The 17,936-nt window shown below is 62.6% G+C and carries 15 protein-coding genes and 1 tRNA gene; 6 read left to right on the plus strand and 10 right to left on the minus strand.

Annotated elements, in window-relative coordinates:
* The first annotated feature begins 4 nt into the window (after positions 1-4).
* Entirely contained in the window at positions 5-1,366 is a 1,362-nt protein-coding gene (locus AC0L30_RS25520; RefSeq protein WP_473405516.1) for a hypothetical protein, read from the plus strand.
* Between the two features lie 57 nt (positions 1,367-1,423).
* Here the strand turns inward: AC0L30_RS25520 and AC0L30_RS25525 are convergent, their stop codons facing one another.
* The 4 genes from AC0L30_RS25525 to AC0L30_RS25540 all read right to left on the minus strand — a co-directional run bounded on the left by AC0L30_RS25525 (position 1,424) and on the right by AC0L30_RS25540 (position 5,041).
* Complete coding sequence (locus AC0L30_RS25525; protein ID WP_473405517.1) at positions 1,424-2,110, minus strand: nitroreductase family protein; 687 nt, start codon at positions 2,108-2,110, stop codon at positions 1,424-1,426.
* Positions 2,100-2,693: a 7-cyano-7-deazaguanine synthase gene (locus AC0L30_RS25530; protein ID WP_473405518.1), complete on the minus strand. Its 594-nt coding sequence runs from the start codon at positions 2,691-2,693 to the stop codon at positions 2,100-2,102. The genes AC0L30_RS25525 and AC0L30_RS25530 overlap by 11 nt, the downstream gene beginning before the upstream one ends.
* On the minus strand, positions 2,690-3,898 hold the full coding sequence (locus AC0L30_RS25535) for a PfkB family carbohydrate kinase (protein ID WP_473405519.1): 1,209 nt from the start codon (positions 3,896-3,898) through the stop codon (positions 2,690-2,692). Before AC0L30_RS25535 ends, AC0L30_RS25530 begins: the two co-directional genes overlap by 4 nt.
* 315 nt (positions 3,899-4,213) lie before the next feature.
* Positions 4,214-5,041 carry an 8-oxoguanine DNA glycosylase gene (locus tag AC0L30_RS25540; protein WP_473405520.1) on the minus strand — a complete coding sequence of 276 codons (828 nt, stop codon included), beginning with the start codon at positions 5,039-5,041 and terminating at the stop codon, positions 4,214-4,216.
* A gap of 95 nt (positions 5,042-5,136) precedes the next feature.
* Between AC0L30_RS25540 and AC0L30_RS25545 the strand changes: the two genes are divergently transcribed.
* Positions 5,137-5,406: a helix-turn-helix domain-containing protein gene (locus AC0L30_RS25545; protein ID WP_473405521.1), complete on the plus strand. Its 270-nt coding sequence runs from the start codon at positions 5,137-5,139 to the stop codon at positions 5,404-5,406.
* 318 nt (positions 5,407-5,724) lie between these two features.
* Here the strand turns inward: AC0L30_RS25545 and AC0L30_RS25550 are convergent.
* Positions 5,725-5,814, minus strand: a tRNA-Ser gene (locus tag AC0L30_RS25550).
* Between the two features lie 196 nt (positions 5,815-6,010).
* Here AC0L30_RS25550 and AC0L30_RS25555 point away from each other — a divergent pair.
* Complete coding sequence (locus tag AC0L30_RS25555) at positions 6,011-6,352, plus strand: hypothetical protein (RefSeq protein ID WP_007599077.1); 342 nt, start codon at positions 6,011-6,013, stop codon at positions 6,350-6,352.
* Positions 6,353-6,399: 47 nt separating this feature from the next.
* Here the strand turns inward: AC0L30_RS25555 and AC0L30_RS25560 are convergent, their stop codons facing one another.
* The 3 genes from AC0L30_RS25560 to AC0L30_RS25570 form a co-directional block, all read right to left on the minus strand.
* Positions 6,400-7,863, minus strand: coding sequence for a trehalose-6-phosphate synthase (locus tag AC0L30_RS25560; protein WP_007599076.1), 1,464 nt, complete (start codon positions 7,861-7,863; stop codon positions 6,400-6,402).
* Between the two features lie 238 nt (positions 7,864-8,101).
* The gene (gene otsB, locus AC0L30_RS25565; protein ID WP_027515103.1) at positions 8,102-8,923 is read right to left on the minus strand and encodes a trehalose-phosphatase; all 822 of its coding nucleotides are present in this window, start codon (positions 8,921-8,923) and stop codon (positions 8,102-8,104) included.
* Positions 8,924-8,926: 3 nt separating this feature from the next.
* Complete coding sequence (locus AC0L30_RS25570; protein ID WP_473405522.1) at positions 8,927-10,426, minus strand: MFS transporter; 1,500 nt, start codon at positions 10,424-10,426, stop codon at positions 8,927-8,929.
* Positions 10,427-10,608: 182 nt separating this feature from the next.
* On the opposite strand from AC0L30_RS25570, the gene AC0L30_RS25575 reads away from it, so the two are divergent.
* Positions 10,609-10,947 (plus strand): DUF3175 domain-containing protein, encoded by a 339-nt coding sequence (locus AC0L30_RS25575; RefSeq protein WP_473254816.1) that lies wholly within the window; start codon positions 10,609-10,611, stop codon positions 10,945-10,947.
* A gap of 166 nt (positions 10,948-11,113) precedes the next feature.
* Here AC0L30_RS25575 and AC0L30_RS25580 read toward each other — a convergent pair whose 3' ends face one another.
* Together AC0L30_RS25580 and AC0L30_RS25585 are read right to left on the minus strand one after the other, a co-directional pair.
* On the minus strand, positions 11,114-13,147 hold the full coding sequence (locus AC0L30_RS25580) for a methyl-accepting chemotaxis protein (RefSeq protein ID WP_473405523.1): 2,034 nt from the start codon (positions 13,145-13,147) through the stop codon (positions 11,114-11,116).
* A gap of 279 nt (positions 13,148-13,426) precedes the next feature.
* Positions 13,427-15,466, minus strand: a complete 2,040-nt coding sequence (locus tag AC0L30_RS25585) for a methyl-accepting chemotaxis protein (protein ID WP_473405524.1) — start codon at positions 15,464-15,466, stop codon at positions 13,427-13,429.
* Between the two features lie 282 nt (positions 15,467-15,748).
* On the opposite strand from AC0L30_RS25585, the gene AC0L30_RS25590 reads away from it, so the two are divergent.
* Positions 15,749-16,915 (plus strand): FIST N-terminal domain-containing protein, encoded by a 1,167-nt coding sequence (locus AC0L30_RS25590; RefSeq protein WP_473405525.1) that lies wholly within the window; start codon positions 15,749-15,751, stop codon positions 16,913-16,915.
* A 5-nt stretch (positions 16,916-16,920) separates the two neighbouring features.
* The coding region (locus AC0L30_RS25595) for a sensor histidine kinase (RefSeq protein ID WP_473405562.1) at positions 16,921-17,936 on the plus strand (1,016 nt) is incomplete at its 3' end.

A 17,936-nucleotide genomic window follows, 5' to 3' on the forward strand; every position in this document is an offset into this window, starting at 1 on the left:
GTTGATGTCGTTCAGGAAAGACAAGTCTCTCGACGAGCTTGCCCAGGTCGGAAACGTCGCGCAATTCGTAAGTTATTCGCCAGGGTCGGACGAGCCCCGGCAAGAGTTCAGCCGTGTGGCCGGCCTCGATGCCAATCGCACCTTTTCCGGTCTCGCGGAAAGCTTGCGTTCCCTTCTTGAGCAATGCCCGGAAGGTACCGTCAATCTGCGCAGCTTCACCCCGGATAGCCCGAGGAGCCGCGATTTCCACTATGGCCTGTCGGACCTCGCACAGATAGAAGCGCTGGTACGGAAGATGTCCGCTGAAGGCCTTTATGTCATTGCGAACGAAACCGTCGACGTGTCGGACGGGGGCGTATCGGGTGTGATCCAAGGGGGCGTCATCGAGTTTGCACCCGACGACACGCCTCGCTGCGTCGAAAAAGGCGGCACGGCTTCCCTGCCTTTGGATTGGGGACTTTCGCTGCTTGAAACGGTTTACGGCTTTCCTGTCGCGACGGTCGATGCCGGACGGGGAAGGCTGGAATTCAGCATTCATCCGAAGCCCAGGGGTTGGCGCCGCGGCCATACTTTGATGTGGGAGTATGAGCGCTCCGATAGCGCGCCTGCTATGGCCGCACTGAAATGGCCTAATCGGTTCAGCCGGCTCATCGGTGATAAGACGTTCGGCCTGCTTATCGCCAATCTCATTGGGCTTCCCGTGCCAAGAACAGCGTGCATCTCTCGGCGCATTGCTCCGTTCGCCTTCGGCCAGCCGACTTCATCGAACGAAGTATGGATCAGAACCTGCCCACGAGAGCAAGAGCCCGGCAAGTTCACGACGGCGAAGGGCTGGCTTGATCCGTTTCGCCTCATGGCCGAGGAAGATCCAACGGGTGAAGCGATTTCGGCTGTTTTGTGCCAATCGGCGGTACCGGCGACATTTGCTGGCGCCGCAATCATGGATGCAGACAAGCAAATTGTGATTGAAGGCGCTCCCGGCGAGGGAGACAGCTTCATGGTTGGCAAGCGACTACCGGAACGCCTGCCTGAAAACGTACTCCACGACGTTCGTGAGACGTATCGTTTCGCCGAGGAACAGCTGGGGCCGGTGCGGTTCGAATGGGTGCATGACGGCAAGCGCGTCTGGATCGTGCAGCTGCACAAGGGCGCGACTGACAGCTCGGCTTCCACGCTCGTACCCGGCGAAGCGGATCAGTGGGAGGTGTTCGAAGTTTCCAGCGGACTAGAGGAATTACGACGTCTGCTCGCGCAGCTCCCTTCCCATGTCGGCTTGCGGATCCGAGGAGATGTGGGGTTGACGAGCCATGTGGCCGATCTCCTTAGAAAGGCCCGGAGACCAGCTCGGTTGCAGCCAAACAGCTGAAGCGTGACATCGTAACCGGCTTCAAGTAACCGCTCGATGACCATCGCCTCTCATGATCTATCCGACAATCGCGGTCTCCTGACTGGACAGCTGAATTCCTCCGACAGCCTGGAAACGATCGTCAGGAAGTCCCAACAAGGGCAACATCGCGTCTCCCAGGAACCCTAGCGGGCACGCCAAAAGCCCGAGCCATTCTGCGCATAAGCAGACAGTTGCCAGGACCGCGCCAGCATCACGAAGCAGGAGAGACGGAGCGTTTTCGTAAGCCGCGTAGAGTTTCGAGCGATCGCCAACCAATCGCAATGTGCAGCCGTTATACGTTCCCGTGACCGATAAGACGGCTTTGCGATTCTCCAAGCGCACGAGTTCATTGTCGACTCTGAGAACTGAGAACGCATGTTCGACGGGATCGTACAATCTCGGCGCCAAACCATCATCCGGCATGCAAATGACGTTGATCGACTGAAGCCCACCAGACGATGGACTTGTCGACCATGCAATCGGCAATCCGGCCCGCCCGCTCGGCGCATACCCTTTCCAACCGACTGCGTACCACAGCAATTCGGCGACCGAACTCAACGTAATCGGATCGCCGACGGTCGAGCGCCGCTTGGCGATTACATCCGCAAAGCTCCGTGAGGAAGGAGGGCCGGGGCGGGTCAGCAGTTCCGTCGTGACGATGTCGAATCCGTACGGCGCCCAGGCTAATGGCGTATCGCGTGGTGTCGGCTCTTCAGTGCGCATCCCAACCCAGCGCCTTCCAGGTCTCATAATGCTTAACGCACCCGCGACACTGCCCGCAGGCCAGTTCTCCCGTATGGCATGAGTGAGCCCAGGCAAGGGTTTCCTTGTCTATCCCCGAGGTGACCACCAGTTCAGGCGCCGAAAGACCAATCGCCGGCGCACTCACGGTCAGACCACCCTCTTGCATCGCCATCAGATCGGAAATCTGCTCGACGAAAGCGGGCAGACCATCAGCATGCTGACCGTCCGTCCTCAGCGTCCCGATCAGCAGCTCCGTCGCGCCGAGACGCAGCGCTGCAGCACCGGCGAGCGTCAAGATGAGCTGGTTTCTAAAGGGCCACCATTCCGAAACAGGAGCATGAACGCTGGGAGCTGTACCCGCCATATCTCCTGAACCAATGGCGCTGCAGTCGGCTTTCACCTGCTCGTAGCGGATGTCCATAGCGCGACAGGCCGCCAGGCCCGCATCGCGTTCCGCGGAGGCCGGCTTCTGCCCGTAGTCGACGAAAATCGCAATCTCCGGCCGTTTCCACCAGGCAATACTGATCGAGTCCATACCACCGGACATGAGAACCGCTTTCATGCCTTCGGAAGCCTCCATATCGTTCGATACAGCGCGGAAACAAAGTCATCGACCACTTCGCAGCCGGTCCCTTCGATCATCTTGAGACTTTCGACGCTGACATTCTGCGCGAAGCAAACGACCGGGATGCCCTTCTTAACGGCGTAACCCACTTCAAAGATCGTGCCTGCATCCAGGCCGTTCAAGATGGCAAACACCGCGTCTGACTGTTCCAAGCCCTTGATGTCCTCCGGCCCGACGATTGACGCGGGCCCGGGCCCGACCTGGTGGAGAGGCGAGAAAACGGATGCGCCAAGAGCGCGGAGCTGATCCCGCGTCTCCTCAACAAGCCACCTCTGGGCCAAATCGAAGAATGGCGCCGCCAAGTAAACTGTGCCCCTCGTCGGTACGACAGGATCGTACCTCAGCGCATGCAAATCGGAGGAAACTGGAACAGGAAGGCTTCGCGTATCGCAATACAGAGCCACCGCCCGCGATGCGAGATCAGCCGCCTGTGGCGCATCCATGCCCTGGCATCCCCACAATGCAGCAAAGGTGCCCGAGAAAACGTCGCCAGATCCGAGCTTCCAAACGTGGGTCGAACGGTACGCCGGGATAACGGACTGACCGGAGCCACTTGTCACCATGGCTCCACTGCTACCCATCTTGACGATTACGACCTCAGCCAAACCTTTTGCAATGAGATCCCTCGCTGCTAGCGAAGGATCGCCTTGACCAGTCATTTGCTCGGTTTCGTGGCGATTCATCACCACAGCCAGGCGACGTGCCCGAGACCCGTTGGCCTGAAACGAGGTTACATCAAATGCCGATTGCGGATCATAGACAGCGACATCGGCTTGCACGATTGCGTCGCCCTCCAGCATTCCGAATCGAAGTACCACATCACCCTTTACCGGTATCGGCGCATGAGCCTTGATATCCCGCGGCGCAGGAAAAATGATCGGAACGGACATCGGATGTAGATAGCTGAAGCTGAGATCATGCTCCGCGGTGGTCGGCATCAGGGTCGCATCGCAGTCGGAGGCCATATGCTCCGCGTGCGCCAGCATCGCGGGCGAAACATAGGAGTGCAGTATGATCCGCCCAGGAACTAGATTGCGCACTGCGTACGCCGCTCGGCCAGCCGAACCATAGACAGCATCCCACAACGGCTGAATACATCGTTCAATGTAGATGCCGCCTACGATCGTGAGATCGCGTGTCATACCGGATCTACTCTGACCTCATAGGCTCCGCCGGCAATGTTTACGATCGTAGCCTGATACGTGAAACCGCGGTTCTCGATGCAATCAACAAGTTCGAGATAACCGACGAACGTGAGCGAGCCAGCCGCAGCCCCAACCCCATCGACGACGGTCAAGATTGGTGAAGCGCCCAGTCGCCTGACCTCGACGCCGAGAACGGAGCCGATCCTAAGAGCTCCGAGGACCGTGGCTTTTGGACTATTGATCGGACCGCGGCGGATTCGGGCGCATGGGTCGGTCGGCCCCCTGCCGCCTCCTGTCGCACCGCCGCCTTCGTTACGCGAGCCGCCTGACCCCGACATTTACCCCCTCCGGATCGTTTCTTTCCGGAGAGTTTCTCAGCTGCATCGTTCCGTCAACCAGTTGTTGCATAAACTTTTGGCTTAGCGCTCTCATGGTGCTCCACATAACAGCGTCCATGCTCGAGGCGGCCGACCCGGTTGCGCGGCAGAACTCGAGAAATCGCCGCTCGAGTTCAAAATAGAGTCGCACTGGATCGGCAGTGTGCGGGAATATGCCCATGATCCTGCAAGCTCTGACGATGTGAACATCCAGGATCGCGACCTCGTTGCTGGCACGTCGATTGCGGACGATCCAAGACGCTGTCTTAGGTCCAACGCCTGGCAGCCCGAGAAGCGCATTGCGCAGCGCCACATCGGAAATCGCAGTTTCCTCGATACTGGGCAGCACGGTAAGCGCACGTGCCAGATACTCAGCCCGTTGTGCGGCAAAGCGATACTTCACCGTGCGGCCGCCAATCTGAAGCGGATGCATCAGCAGTTCCTGCAATCGCACATGTCGGCGGACGTTGCCTGACAAGTCCGGAAGGGCGCGACATACTCGTTCGGCCGCGGCAAGCCCTACTTCGGCCGGAATGCCGTAACCGCCGAGGATGCAATAGATCACCTCCTCCTCAAGCGAGCGCCCGAGCTGAAAGCTATCTTCTGAGGGTGTTCCCGTCATCCACGCCTGAGCCACCCAGAACGCGGGCGTGAGAGGGTGCTCGAACGCGCCCCAGCGCAGATCGCCGATCAACAGCGTTTCCGGGTCCGGCAGATCCAGAAAGTCGAAATGGCCACGAAACTGGCCGACGACGCGTTGCATCCAAGGGGCTCAGTATGTAATGAATGTACCTTCTATGTATTGCATAACACCGATCGATGCCCGCGAGAACCTTGCTAGCGCGAGTTCACACCAAAATGCGCGAGACTGGCGCCAGCCAGTCTGACGTGGCGAAAGCCTGTGGCGTGACCCAACCGCACATGAGCAAGGTTTTGAATAGAAAAGTAAAACTAGCCAAGAAGACCACGGCGGGCCTGGAACAATGGCTCGAGCCGAACCTGGAGGCAAAAGAGCCATCGCCCCAGACGCTGGAGACAATTGCAGCAAAGCTGAACACGCTTGGGCCCAAACGTCGGATGCAATTTATGCAATTGTTGGCTGCGATTGACGAACTGCTGGGGCGCTAGACGCGCCTTGCAAGTTGATAGAATTCTCGTGTCTGGCGACTGGTTAGCAACTCCGAATCGATGAGCTAATCGGAGTCCTTCGGTCTCATCGGTTGAGCGAGAGGGATGCAAACCACATCCCTAACAAGCGCTTGGCTTGCGGGAAAATGCCGTACTAGACCGATTTGGGGGTACTAAGATTCGGAGAAAATTCGGTTCTCCGGGGCTCTCAAACGGCTATTTTGATTGGCGGTGGGAATTCTCTGGCGAGGACAATGCAGGAAAATGGCCGGATTTTAGACCTGTTCCACATCGAAGTACGGGACGACTTTGGCTGGCTGGCGGAGAGAGTGGGATTCGAACCCACGGTACGGTTTCCCGCACACACGCTTTCCAAGCGTGCGCCTTAAGCCACTCGGCCATCTCTCCGGAGCGCACTCTCTTGAAGGGGCGCCGATGATTTTGCAAGGGATCGCGGGGAAATCGGGTGATTTTTCCGTAAGATATTGTATTTTATAGACAATATCAGGCGCAACGCTAACGCTCGGAACCGCCTGCTGGCTGAACCGGCGGCGGGTTTGGTGCGACGATTCACTCAAGACCGTCAAACAAGACCGGGGGCCCCATGATCATCCGCAACACCATCGCCGCGCTGAGCCTGATTTCGGCTGTGGCCGCCGCCTTTGCAGGACCGGCCGCCGCACAGGTCTGCACCCGGCAAGGGGGCGACGTCAGCTGTGACGACGGACGGCGCGGGATGCTTTCGGGCGATGCCATCCTCTGGCCGGACGGCACGCGTTCGAGCGCGACGCCGCATCAGAGCGTCATTATCGGCAACAAGAGCTCGGTGCATGTCGGGCCCGGCGTGTTCGTCGGCCAGGGCAAGGGCATGGTGCCGCTCGACGATCCGAACGCGCCGAACAAGCGGCAGTGCGCGATTCTGGAAGGCGTGTCGTATTGCTATTGAGGCTCTCGTCTTCGCCCCTGCCCTCCCCGAAATGAACGGGGAGGAGACTAGATCAGCCGCACGCCCGATATCGCCGACTTGAGCCAGCGCAGCGCTTGCGGCGGCTGGTTGGCGAGCGGCGCAACCGCGGCCTTCTCCGTCCGGCACTTCTCCAGTTCTGCGACGAAATCCGCCGACCATTGCTGGATGGTGTGGCCGCGCAGCTTCTTCATCATCGCATCCCAGCGCATCTTGCGCTCGGTGAGCGGCATCGCGGCCGCGACCGCGATCGCGCGCGCCATGCCGTCGATGTCGTGCGGATTGACCAGCAGCGCGGCGTCGAGTTCGTTGGCCGCGCCGGCGAATTTCGACAACACCAGCACGCCGGGATCGGCCGGGTTTTGTGCGGCGACATATTCCTTGGCGACCAGGTTCATGCCGTCGTGCAGCGGCGTCACCACGCCGATCTGCGCGGTGCGGTAGAGTCCCGCGAGCACGGCCTGGCTAAAGCCCTTGTTGAGATAGCGGATAGGTGTCCAGTCGGCCTCGCCGTGGCGGCCGTTGACGTCGGACACGAGCCGCGCGACTTCGTTCTGCAAATTGCCATAGGCTTCGATGGCACCGCGCGAGGGATTTGCGATCTGCAACAGCGAGATGCTGCGCGCAAACTGCGGATGCTCGGTCCAAAGCCGATCGAACGCGCTGATGCGGTTGACGAGGCCCTTGGAATAGTCGAGCCGGTCGACGCCGATCGCGAGCCGCTCACCGTTGAGGCTGCGGCGAAGCCGGGAGACGTCCGGATGCGACGCCGATTTCGCCGCGTATTGCGCGAACTTCTCGGCGTCGATGCCGATCGGAAACACCTCGCAGCGCGTTCGGCCATGCTGCGAGATCGCAACGCCGTCTTCGACGGCGAGGCCGAGTTCGCCCGCGACATAGCCGAGAAAATTCTGGCAGTCGTCATGGGTCTGGAAGCCGATCAGATCGTAGGCCAGCATCGCCGTGATCAGCTCGCGATGATTGGGCACGCCCTGCATCACCGCGGCGACAGGCCATGGCGTATGGAGGAAGAAGCCGATCGGATCGTCGACGCCCAGATCCCGCAGCTCCGCGCCGAGTGCGAGGAAATGATAATCCTGCACCCAGAACGCGGTTTGTGCTTTCCGAAAGCGCATCAAGGCGCGCGCCATGAAGGCGTTGACCTCGCGATAGCTGACATAGTCGTCACGCGAGACGCGGATCAGATCGCTGCGCGAGTGCAGCGCCGGCCACAGCGCCGAATTGGCAAAACCCTCGTAATACCCGCCATAGTGTGCCGCCGGCAGATCCAGCGTCGCGATCGCGCCCGAACCCAATGCTTCGATTTCGGCGAACGGCTCCTTTTGATGACCGTCACGCACACGGCCCGAGGAACCCACCCAGATCGCGCCCGAATGTTCCACGACGGGTAACAAGGCCGCCGCGAGACCGCCCGTCATGGGCTCGTTGGGTTTGCCGCGTGCGACGCGATTCGAAACGACGACTAAGTTCACAGGTCGTCCCCTCCTGTTTCATTGCACCCGTTTAACTGCCGTTCATCAATATGGTTCCTGATCATCCTTTGCACCAATTGAAACCAAAATCGGGCGTGCGCGTTGGAACCGGTTTACCTCCAGGGAACCCGACGATTTCGCTACACAAAGTCGGTTTGGGTTACCGTGGCGCGCACAGCATGAAACGGGCGCGCTGGGGAATTACGCGCGCGATATGTGGCTCCGAGATGTCGGTGCCTTATTCCAACCTTGAGTCGTCGAGCAGCCGCGCGAGGAACGTGCGCACGTCGTTCGGCGCGTCGAAGTGCCCGTTGACACCCATAGCGCGGCGGCCGACCGAGAAAGCGAGCCCGTTCATGTCGGGCATGATCGCGAATACGGTCTCGTCGGTGACGTCATCGCCGATGAAAATCGGACGGCGTCCCTTGAAAGGTTCGTGCTTCATCAACTCGCGCACGCCGGTCGCCTTGGTGAAACCGGAATGCTTGATCTCGCAAACGAACTTGCCGGGCAGCACCTCGATCGGCGCATTGGGCAGGTCGGCGCGGATCAGCGAAACGGATTCATAGATCGCCTTCTCCGCATGCGGCGCAAGGCGGTAGTGCAGCGCCAGCGAATAGCCCTTGTCCTCGAGCAGAATGCCGGGACTGAGCTTGGCGACCGCCGCGAGCCGCCGCTTCAGCTCCTTGTCCAGCGGCGGCGCGCTGACGGCATCGGCTTCGTTGTCCACCGAAAGCCGCATCTCCGCGCCGTGGCCGGCGACGGCGCGAAAGACATCGGGCGCGAAGATCAGGTCGATGTCGTTGAGCGAACGGCCGCTGACCATTGCCAGTGCGCCCGAGGTGCGCTCCGTCAACCGGTTCAGCGTTTCCGACAGGCCGGGCGGCACCCACACCTCGCGCGGCGTCGGCATCAGGTCGAGCAGCGTCCCGTCGATGTCGAGCAGGATCGCTGTTTCATTGAGATGCGGCACGAGCGCGTGGGGCACCGGCACCGCATCGGGCGCTTCATCGTCGACCATGGTGCGCTCTTGATCCAATTCAGCCAGTTCCGATTTCATAGTCTACTCCATGGAAGCAAGCGGCCGCGCGATTTCTTCGAGCGATCTGCGTTCCGCCGAGATGGCATAGCGCCACGCCACGATCGCGGCTGCGATCATCAGGAAGGCCCCCAGCAAATAGCCTGCGAACACGCTGGTGCGTGACCCTGTGTCGATCAGCGCGCCGAACAGCGCGGGGCCGATCACGCCGCCGATACCGGTGCCGACCGCGTAGAACACGGCGATCGCGAGCGCGCGGACTTCCAAGGGAAACGTCTCGCTGACGGTGAGATAGGCGGCGCTCGCGGCGGGCGAGGCAAAGAAGAAGATCACCATCCAGGCGATGGTCTGCCCCTGCGCGCTCAAGGCGCCAATCGAGAACAGATAGCCCGACAGCGCCAGCAACAAGCCCGACGCGCCATAGGTGAACATGATCATGGTCCGGCGGCCGAGCGTATCGAACAGGCGGCCGAGCAGCAGCGGGCCGAGGAAATTGCCGGCGGCGAAGGGGAGCAGATACCAGCCGACATGATCGGCGCTGATGCCGTAAAAATCGGTCAACACCAGCGCAAAGGTGAAGAAGATGGCGTTGTAGAAGAAGGCCTGCGCGATCATCAGCACGAGGCCGACCATCGCCCGCTGGCGATAGACCGAGAACAGCGTGTGCACGACCTCGCGGATCGGCGTGTGGCTCCGCATTTTCAGGCGGATCCTGGCGAAGCGGCCGTCGGTCGTATCCTGGTCGTGTCCGAGCACCGAGCGTTCGATCTCGTCGACGATGGCGTGAGCCTGGTCGGGACGGCCGTGGATCATCAGCCAGCGCGGACTCTCCGGAATCCACATCCGCATCAAGAGCACGACGAGGCCGATGGCCGCGCCGATGAGATAAGCGAGGCGCCAGCCGAGATCAGGGCCGATCACTGCGGGATCGAGCAGCACAATGGCCGCTACGGCGCCCATCGCGGCACCGATCCAGAAGCTGCCGTTGATGACGAGATCAGTCCAGCCGCGATAGCGCGCCGGCACCAGTTCCTGGATGGTCGAATTGATCGCGGTATATTCGCCGCCGATGCCGGCGCCGGTGAGAAAGCGAAATAGTGCGTAGCTCGCGACATTCCATGACAGAGCCGTCGCGGCCGTCGCCGAGAGATAGAGCGCGAGCGTGATGAAGAACAGCTTCTTGCGACCGATGCGGTCGGTGAGCCAGCCGAAGCCGAGCGCGCCGAGCACCGCGCCTGCGAGATAGGCGGAATTGGCAATGCCGAGATCGAGATTGGAGAAATGCAGCGAGGGACTCTGCTTCAGCGCGCCGGAGAGCGCGCCGGCCAACGTCACCTCGAGGCCATCCAGAATCCAGGTGATGCCGAGCGCGAGCACGACGCGGGTGTGAAACCCGCTCCACGGCAGCGCGTCAAGTCGCGCGGGAATGCTGGTTTCGATGATGCGGTCGCCCGCGGCCGCCTTCGCGACCGCCTTGGAGACCACAGGTCCATCGTCCGGCGCTAGGCTTCGCTGCAATTCCATCGCGTTGTTGCATCTGACCAATGGACATGGCCCCGGTTCACATAGCGTGGACAGGGGCGATCCGATCAAGGGGGTGCGGCATTCCGCCTGCCACCTGCGACAACGTCTGCGGCGAGGGCAGGTTCCCGCAGGAACGACTGCTCGCGCCGCTGGTTTTCGGTGGAGCCGCAAGGAGTTGACGCATGGCTCATGCCAGAAAGACGACACATTCTCGCAAAACATCGGCGGGCAAGAGCACCAGACGCGCCGCACCGAAGCGCTGGTCACAGCGCGTGACGAAGGAGAGCGACGCGCTCGACCTCAAACAAGGCGTGTTCAAGCTGACCAGTGCGAAGAAAATCGCGGCTTCGTTGAAGCGCTCGGCCGAGCACAGCGCGCGCCGCAAGACCGGCGCCTACCGCTCGGCGCTGTCGATGCTGACGTTCTACATCAACCGCGCCGGCAAGACGCTGCCGCAGACGCAGCGCACCCGGCTGGAGCGGGCAAAGGTGGAGCTGAAGCGGGCGTTCGGGAGGGAGTGAGCGCCAGGTCGTCCTGGACAAGCGCAGCGCCGATCCAGGACCTGTTACCCCAGGGAGCAGTTTGGCGAAGATTCGGGGTTAGCGGCCCGCGCCGCAACTTCGCGCTGGGGTAATGGGTCCTGGCTTTCGCCAGGACGACGGCGGAGTGCGTGGCGCGCTTCGGGCCTTACGCCGCGCGGATATTCCCCATGAAGCGGTCGAGCTCGGCGCGCAGGCGGGTGCTTTCGGACGACAGCGTCTTGGCCGAATGCAGCACCTCTTCCGAAGCCGAGCCGGTTTCGGCGGCACCGCGGTTGACCTGGCCGATGTCGGTGGCAGCGGTCTGAGTGCCCTGCGCGACGGTCTGGACGCTGCGCGCGATTTCCTGCGTCGCCGCGCCCTGCTGCTCCACTGCGCTCGCAATCGACGTCGAGATCGACGAGATCTGGCCGATGGTGGCGCCGATCTCCTTGATCGCCGCAACCGACTCGGCGGTGGCGCCTTGCATGCCCGTGATGTGCGAGGAGATCTCGTCGGTGGCCTTCGCGGTCTGGCTCGCCAGCGACTTCACCTCGCTGGCGACCACCGCAAAGCCGCGGCCGGCATCGCCGGCGCGCGCCGCCTCGATGGTCGCGTTCAAAGCGAGAAGATTGGTCTGCTCGGCGATCGCCGTGATCAGCTTGACGACTTCGCCGATCTGCTGGGCGGCGTGCGAGAGCTTGCCGATGCGGTTGTCGGTCTCCTTTGCCTGCACCACGGCGTTTTCGGCAATGCGGCTGGAATCGCGTACCTGGCGGCCGATCTCCTCGACCGAGGCCGAGAGCTCTTCCGTCGCGGTCGCGACCGACTGCATGTTGCTGGAGGCCTGCTCGGAGACGTCGGCGACCTGGCTCGACAGGCTCTGCGTGGTCTCGGCGGTACGGGTCAGCGTCGAGGCCGCCGATTCCAGCTGCACGGCGGAAGCCGAGACGTTGGAGACGATGGCACCGACCGCGCTCTCGAAATCGTCGGCGAAACGAATCAGCTCGGAACGGCGAGCAGCGCTCGCTTCCTTGTTCTGGGCTTCGTTGGCGGCAGCGTCGCGCTCGGCCTTGGCCACGGCCTGCACCTTGAATTCCTCGACCGCGCCGGCCATCTCGCCGATCTCATCCTTGCGGCCCAGGCCCGGGAGCACGACGTCGAAATTGCCCGAGGCAAGCTCGCGCATTGCCTTGCACATCGCGATCATCGGACGCGAAATGCCGTTGCCCAGCATCAGGGCGAGCGCGGCGCCGACAGCAAGGCCCCCCAGCGCCATCATCAGCATCAGCCGCTCGGTGTCGCCGATGGTGGCATTGGCGTTGACTTCGATGCGCTGCTGATCCGCCGTCAGCTCCGACCGCAGCTCACCCGAGAGCTTGAGAATGGATGCGGCCGTCTTGGTCATGTCGCCGTTCAGCTTGACGATGACCTTCACGTTCTCGGTCAGTTTTGAAAAGGAGGTGCGGTACTGCTTGAGGAGATTGCTGATCTCGGTGACGCGGTCGGTGATCTTCTGGTCGTTGGCATAGATCGAGACCAGCAAGGTCTCCAGGAATTTGATACGGGCGATCACGCCGTCGGCGGTCTTCGGCTCCGGCTTGGCGACGAAGGCGCTGACCGAGGTGGAGACCGCAAGGTATTGCGATGTGATGTCCTTGGCCGTGCTCTGAACCGAGTTCAGGCCCGCCAGTGCCGCGGTATCGGCGAGGTCGTCGAACTTGAACCGGATCTTGTTGCCGACGCTGTTGAGCTCATCGGTCGCGATCTTGCCATTCTCGCGCGTCAACGTGATGATCTCGCCGAACACCTTGGTAAAGCTCTTGAAGTCGGCCTCGAGCTTGCCGACCTGCTCGCGGCGCGCCGCGCCCGTGGTGGCCGCCGCCGACTTGGTAATGGCGGCCCTCAGATTCTCTTCGGCTGCCTTGGCCGCGGTCTCATCATCGACCGCGCCAGTCAACGTGTAGGCCCGCGCCAGCCCCTGGTAAGCGATCAGCTCGCGATCGACCGTCCGCGCAAGGTCCGCTTCGGCGACGCTGGAGCGGTAGGAGGCCACGGCGGCCTGGATCCGCTCGAAGCCGAAATACGCGAAAGCCATGCTGACGGCGAGGATGGCGAGCACCGCCACGAAGCCGAGGATGATTTTTGCGCGAAAACGCAAGGTGAGCAGCTTCGATGTGGTCGGCTTCGACTTGACGGGCATTCCCCACCCCATTCCATTCGCGGAAAAACAGGCGCAGCCCGGAAGCAGCCCGCTTCCTGACGCGTGAGCACGGTAAATGGCAAAGGATAAGCGGCGGTAAACTTGTGGCGCCGCAACTGGCGGTTAGGTGACGCAGGGTCTCGTCGTCCTGGACAAGCGCTACCCAGTGAGCAGTTGGCGATGACTCGGGGTTAGCAGTTCGCCCGACAACTCCTCCTTGGGGTAATGGGTCCTGGCTTTCGCCAGGACGACGGCGGAGTGCGTGGCGCGCTTCGGGCCTTACGCCGCGCGGATATTCCCCATGAAGCGGTCGAGCTCGGCGCGCAGGCGGGTGCTTTCGGACGACAGCGTCTTGGCCGAATGCAGCACCTCTTCCGAAGCCGAGCCGGTTTCGGCGGCACCGCGGTTGACCTGGCCGATGTCGGTGGCAGCGGTCTGAGTGCCCTGCGCGACGGTCTGGACGCTGCGCGCGATTTCCTGCGTCGCCGCGCCCTGCTGCTCCACTGCGCTCGCAATCGACGTCGAGATCGACGAGATCTGGCCGATGGTGGCGCCGATCTCCTTGATCGCCGCAACCGACTCGGCGGTGGCGCCCTGCATGCCTGTGATGTGCGAAGAGATCTCGTCGGTCGCCTTCGCGGTCTGGCTCGCCAGCGACTTCACTTCGCTGGCCACGACGGCAAAGCCGCGGCCGGCTTCACCGGCGCGTGCCGCTTCGATGGTCGCGTTGAGCGCCAGAAGATTGGTCTGCTCGGCGATCGCCGTGATCAGCTTGACCACTTCGCCGATCTGCTGGGCGGCATGCGAGAGCTTGCCGATGCGATTGTCGGTCTCCTTTGCCTGCACCACGGCGTTTTCGGCAATGCGGCTGGAATCGCGTACCTGGCGGCCGATCTCCTCGACCGAGGCCGAGAGCTCTTCCGTCGCGGTCGCGACCGACTGCATGTTGCTGGAGGCCTGCTCGGAGACGTCGGCGACCTGGCTCGACAGGCTCTGCGTGGTCTCGGCGGTGCGGGTCAGCGTCGAGGCTGCCGATTCCAGCTGCACGGCGGACGCCGAGACGTTGGAGACGATGGCACCGACCGCGCTCTCGAAATCGTCGGCAAAACGAATCAGCTCCGAGCGGCGAGCAGCGCTTGCTTCCTTGTTCTGGGCCTCGTTGGCGGCGGCGTCGCGCTCGGCCTTGGCCACGGCCTGCACCTTGAATTCCTCGACCGCGCCGGCCATCTCGCCGATCTCGTCCTTGCGGCCCAGGCCCGGCAGCACGACGTCGAAATTGCCCGAGGCAAGCTCGCGCATTGCCTTGCACATCGCGATCATCGGACGCGAAATGCCGGTGCCGAGCAGGAAGGCGAGGACCGCGCCGAGCAGGGTGCCGCCGACGGCCAGCATCAGCACCAGTTGCTCGGTCTTCCCGATGGTCGCTTCCGATTCGGACTCCAGCCGCTGCTGTTCGGCAACGAGGTCCGCCTTCATGGCGGTAGCACCCTGAAGGATCGCGCCGGCCGAACCGCTCATCTCGGTGACGAGATCGTCGATCATCTTGGCATTGGCGATCAGTTTCTCCAGCGATTCCCGATAGGCACCGAGTAATCCCTTGGCATCCTTCAGGCCGGCGACGATCTTGTCGTCCATGGAATAAACCGCGCCGAGCGAGTTCTCGACGAATTTCAGCCGCGCCAGCGCGCTGGTCGCAATCGCCTGATCGGATGTCAGCACGAAATTGGTCGCCGCCGCGTTCGCGGTCTGGAATTGGGCATTGACCTGCTTGGTCCCGAACTCGATCGCCTGCGCCTCGGAATCGGAGGCATTGTTGCCGATGTCGTCGAGCTTGTATTTCAGGAGGTTGGCGTTGCGCATGAGCTGGTTCTGCACCAGCAGCGCGCTGTCACGCTTGGCCTGGAGGACTTTTGCGAAGGTCGCGGAGAAGTTGGAGAACTCCTTGGCGAGCTTGCCCAGGCCCTCCTGGCGCGCCGGCTTCTTGGCGCTCTTGACCGCCTGGTCGATGGCGCTCTTCAGGCCGGTCTCCGCGTCCAGCGCCGTCTTGGCGTCGTCCTCCTTGCCGGTGACGACGAAGTATTTGACTGCCGAGCGATAGGCGAGCAGCTCCCGGTCGATATTGCGGGCGAGATCGGCCTCGGTGACGCTGCTGCGGTAGGACCCGACCCCGGACGAGACCCGCTCGAAGCCAAAATAGGAGAAAGCCATGCTGCCGGCGGAGATCACCAGCACGGCGGCAAAGCCCAGAATGATCTTGGCGCGGAACCTGAGGGTCGGCATTATGGTGCGCTTCGACGAAGACGCGATACGTCCGGACATTCCCACCCCCAACCCTCTGTTCTTGCAACGCTCAGCCGGCCCGGAAGCAGCCCTTCCCGAACCTGTGCGGAAAATTAAGGCAGAAACGTCAAGAGGCGGTAAATCCAGCCGGCCTGCACCCCGGGTGGCGAGACTATCCGTCCTCCCGGCGCTCGTTCAGCCTTGCCGGGCCGAGGGGGCCGTGTTGCGGCCAACCGGAAAGCGCCTTACTCTTGGGGAACTTGTCGGACACTTATCAGGCACTTGGCGTTAGACCGGGCTGGTCCTCGAGGGGAGAAACGAGTGGGGCAAACCGATTTTCGGTTTGGCGGTGCGTCTGGCGTTGCCGTTGCCAAATCGAAGGCTGCGAGCGTCAATGAAGCCGTGGCCGAGCTCGTCGCCCAGCTCCCGTCCGACGAGCTGGCGCTGATTCTGGTTTTCCTCTCGCCCCGCTACGACCCCCATCACTTCATCGCCGAGATCACCCGGCAGTTCGATGAGACCCGGATCTGCGGTTGCACGACCGCGGGCGAGCTCGCCCCTGACGGCTGGGACGAGAACAGCGTCGTGGCGCTCGCGTTCAGCCGTGCCGATTTCTCGGCCGCGGTGCGGCCGATTTTCAACCTCGACAGTTTCCGCGTCGAGGACGGCCGCAGGATCGGCGGCGAGCTCCGGCACGAGCTGTTGCGGATCACCCCGCAAGTCGATCGCGGCAATGCCTTCGGCCTGGTGTTGATCGACGGCCTGTGCCGCCGCGAAGAGGCAGTTATGTCCGCGATCTATGCCTCGCTCGACGACATTCCGGTTGTCGGCGGCTCCGCGGGTGACGGGATGCGCTTCGAGAAGACCTGGGTGTTCTGCGACGGCACGGCACACACCAATGCCGCCCTCCTGATCCTGTTGAACACCTCGCTGCCGTTCCGGGTTTTCAAGTGCGACAATTTCGAGCCCAGTCCGCAGAAGATGGTGGTCACCGAAGCCGACATCGAAAATCGAACGGTCAGGGAGCTGAACGCGGAGCCAGCGGCCGAGGAATATTCGCGCATGGTCGGGATCCTGGACGCCAAGCTCGATCCGTTCTCCTTCGCGTCCCACCCGGTGCTGGTGCGCGTCGGCGGCGCCTATTACGCGCGGTCGATCCAGCGCGTCGAACCGGACGGCTCCTTGCATTTCTTCTGCGCCATCGACGAGGGCATGGTGCTGACGGCGGCGACGTCGCGCAGCCTGGTCGGCTCGACCCGCGACACCTTCACCGAAATCCGCGACCAGATCGGAGAGGTCTCGCTCTATATCGGCTTCGAGTGCCTGCTCCGGCGGCTCGACGCCGAGCAGCACCAGCTCACCCGCGACATGTCCGAACTGTACCGGCAGAACCGAGTCGTCGGCTTTCACACCTATGGCGAGCAGTTCGGCTCCATGCATGTGAACCAGACCTTCACCGGCGTCGCGATCGGAAGGCGCCCGTCGTGACGGACATGTGGCAGGGCCCTGATGCGACCGACCAGTTGCGGCGCGAGGCGGCGAAGCTGAAGAAGATCAACGCCGCCCTGATGTCGCGCGTCGAGCGCTCGATGGACCAGCAGCTCAACGCCTTCTCGCTGTTCGAGACTGCGATTGCGCTCGACCACAAGGTTCGCGACCGGACTCACCAGTTGCGCGGGGCGCTGCATTCGGTCGAGCGCGCCAATGAAGAGCTCTACCGCGCCAAGCAACAGGCTGAAGCCGCAAGCTCGCTGAAATCATCGGTGCTGATCTCGGTCACCCACGACCTGTTGCAGCCGCTCAACGCGGCGCGCCTGACGCTGTCGGCGCTGACCGAAATGATGGAGTCGCAGGAAGCGGGCCTGCTGATCGACCAGGCCGACCGCTCGCTGCTGATGCTGGAGGACCTGCTGCGGTCGCTGCTGGAGATCGCAAAGCTCGACGCCGGCGCACTCAAGCCCGACGTGCGCGCCATCGCGCTGGCGCCCCTGTTCGAGCAGCTTCGCAACGAATTCGAGCCGGTCGCGGCGCGGCAGGGGCTTGCCCTGCGCATCCGCACCTCACCGCTCGCGGTGAGGTCGGATGCGATGATGTTGCGACGGATCCTTCAGAACCTGCTTGCCAATGCGATCCGCTATACCCGCAGCGGCGGCGTCGTCATGGGATGCCGGCTGAGAGGCGACCGCATCTGCATCCAGGTCTCCGACACCGGGCCCGGAATCGCGCAGGCGCAGCAGGAGGCAATCTTCCGCGAATTCCAGCGCGGCGAAGCAACCGCGACGGATCAGGCCGGTTTCGGGCTCGGCCTCTCCATCGTCCGCCGTTTCGCAACCGTGCTCGGTCACGGGGTGCAGTTGTCGTCCCGGATCGGCAAAGGATCGACCTTCACCCTGGAGCTGGAGCCGAGGGGCCGCGCGGGGGGGGGGGGGGCGGGGGGCGAGCGAGACGGAGGCGCGCGGCGCCATAGCGGGCGGGGGGGGGGCGCCCGGCGGGGTGGAGGGCGCGTGAA

The organism is Bradyrhizobium sp. MI1.11 (assembly GCF_055811255.1).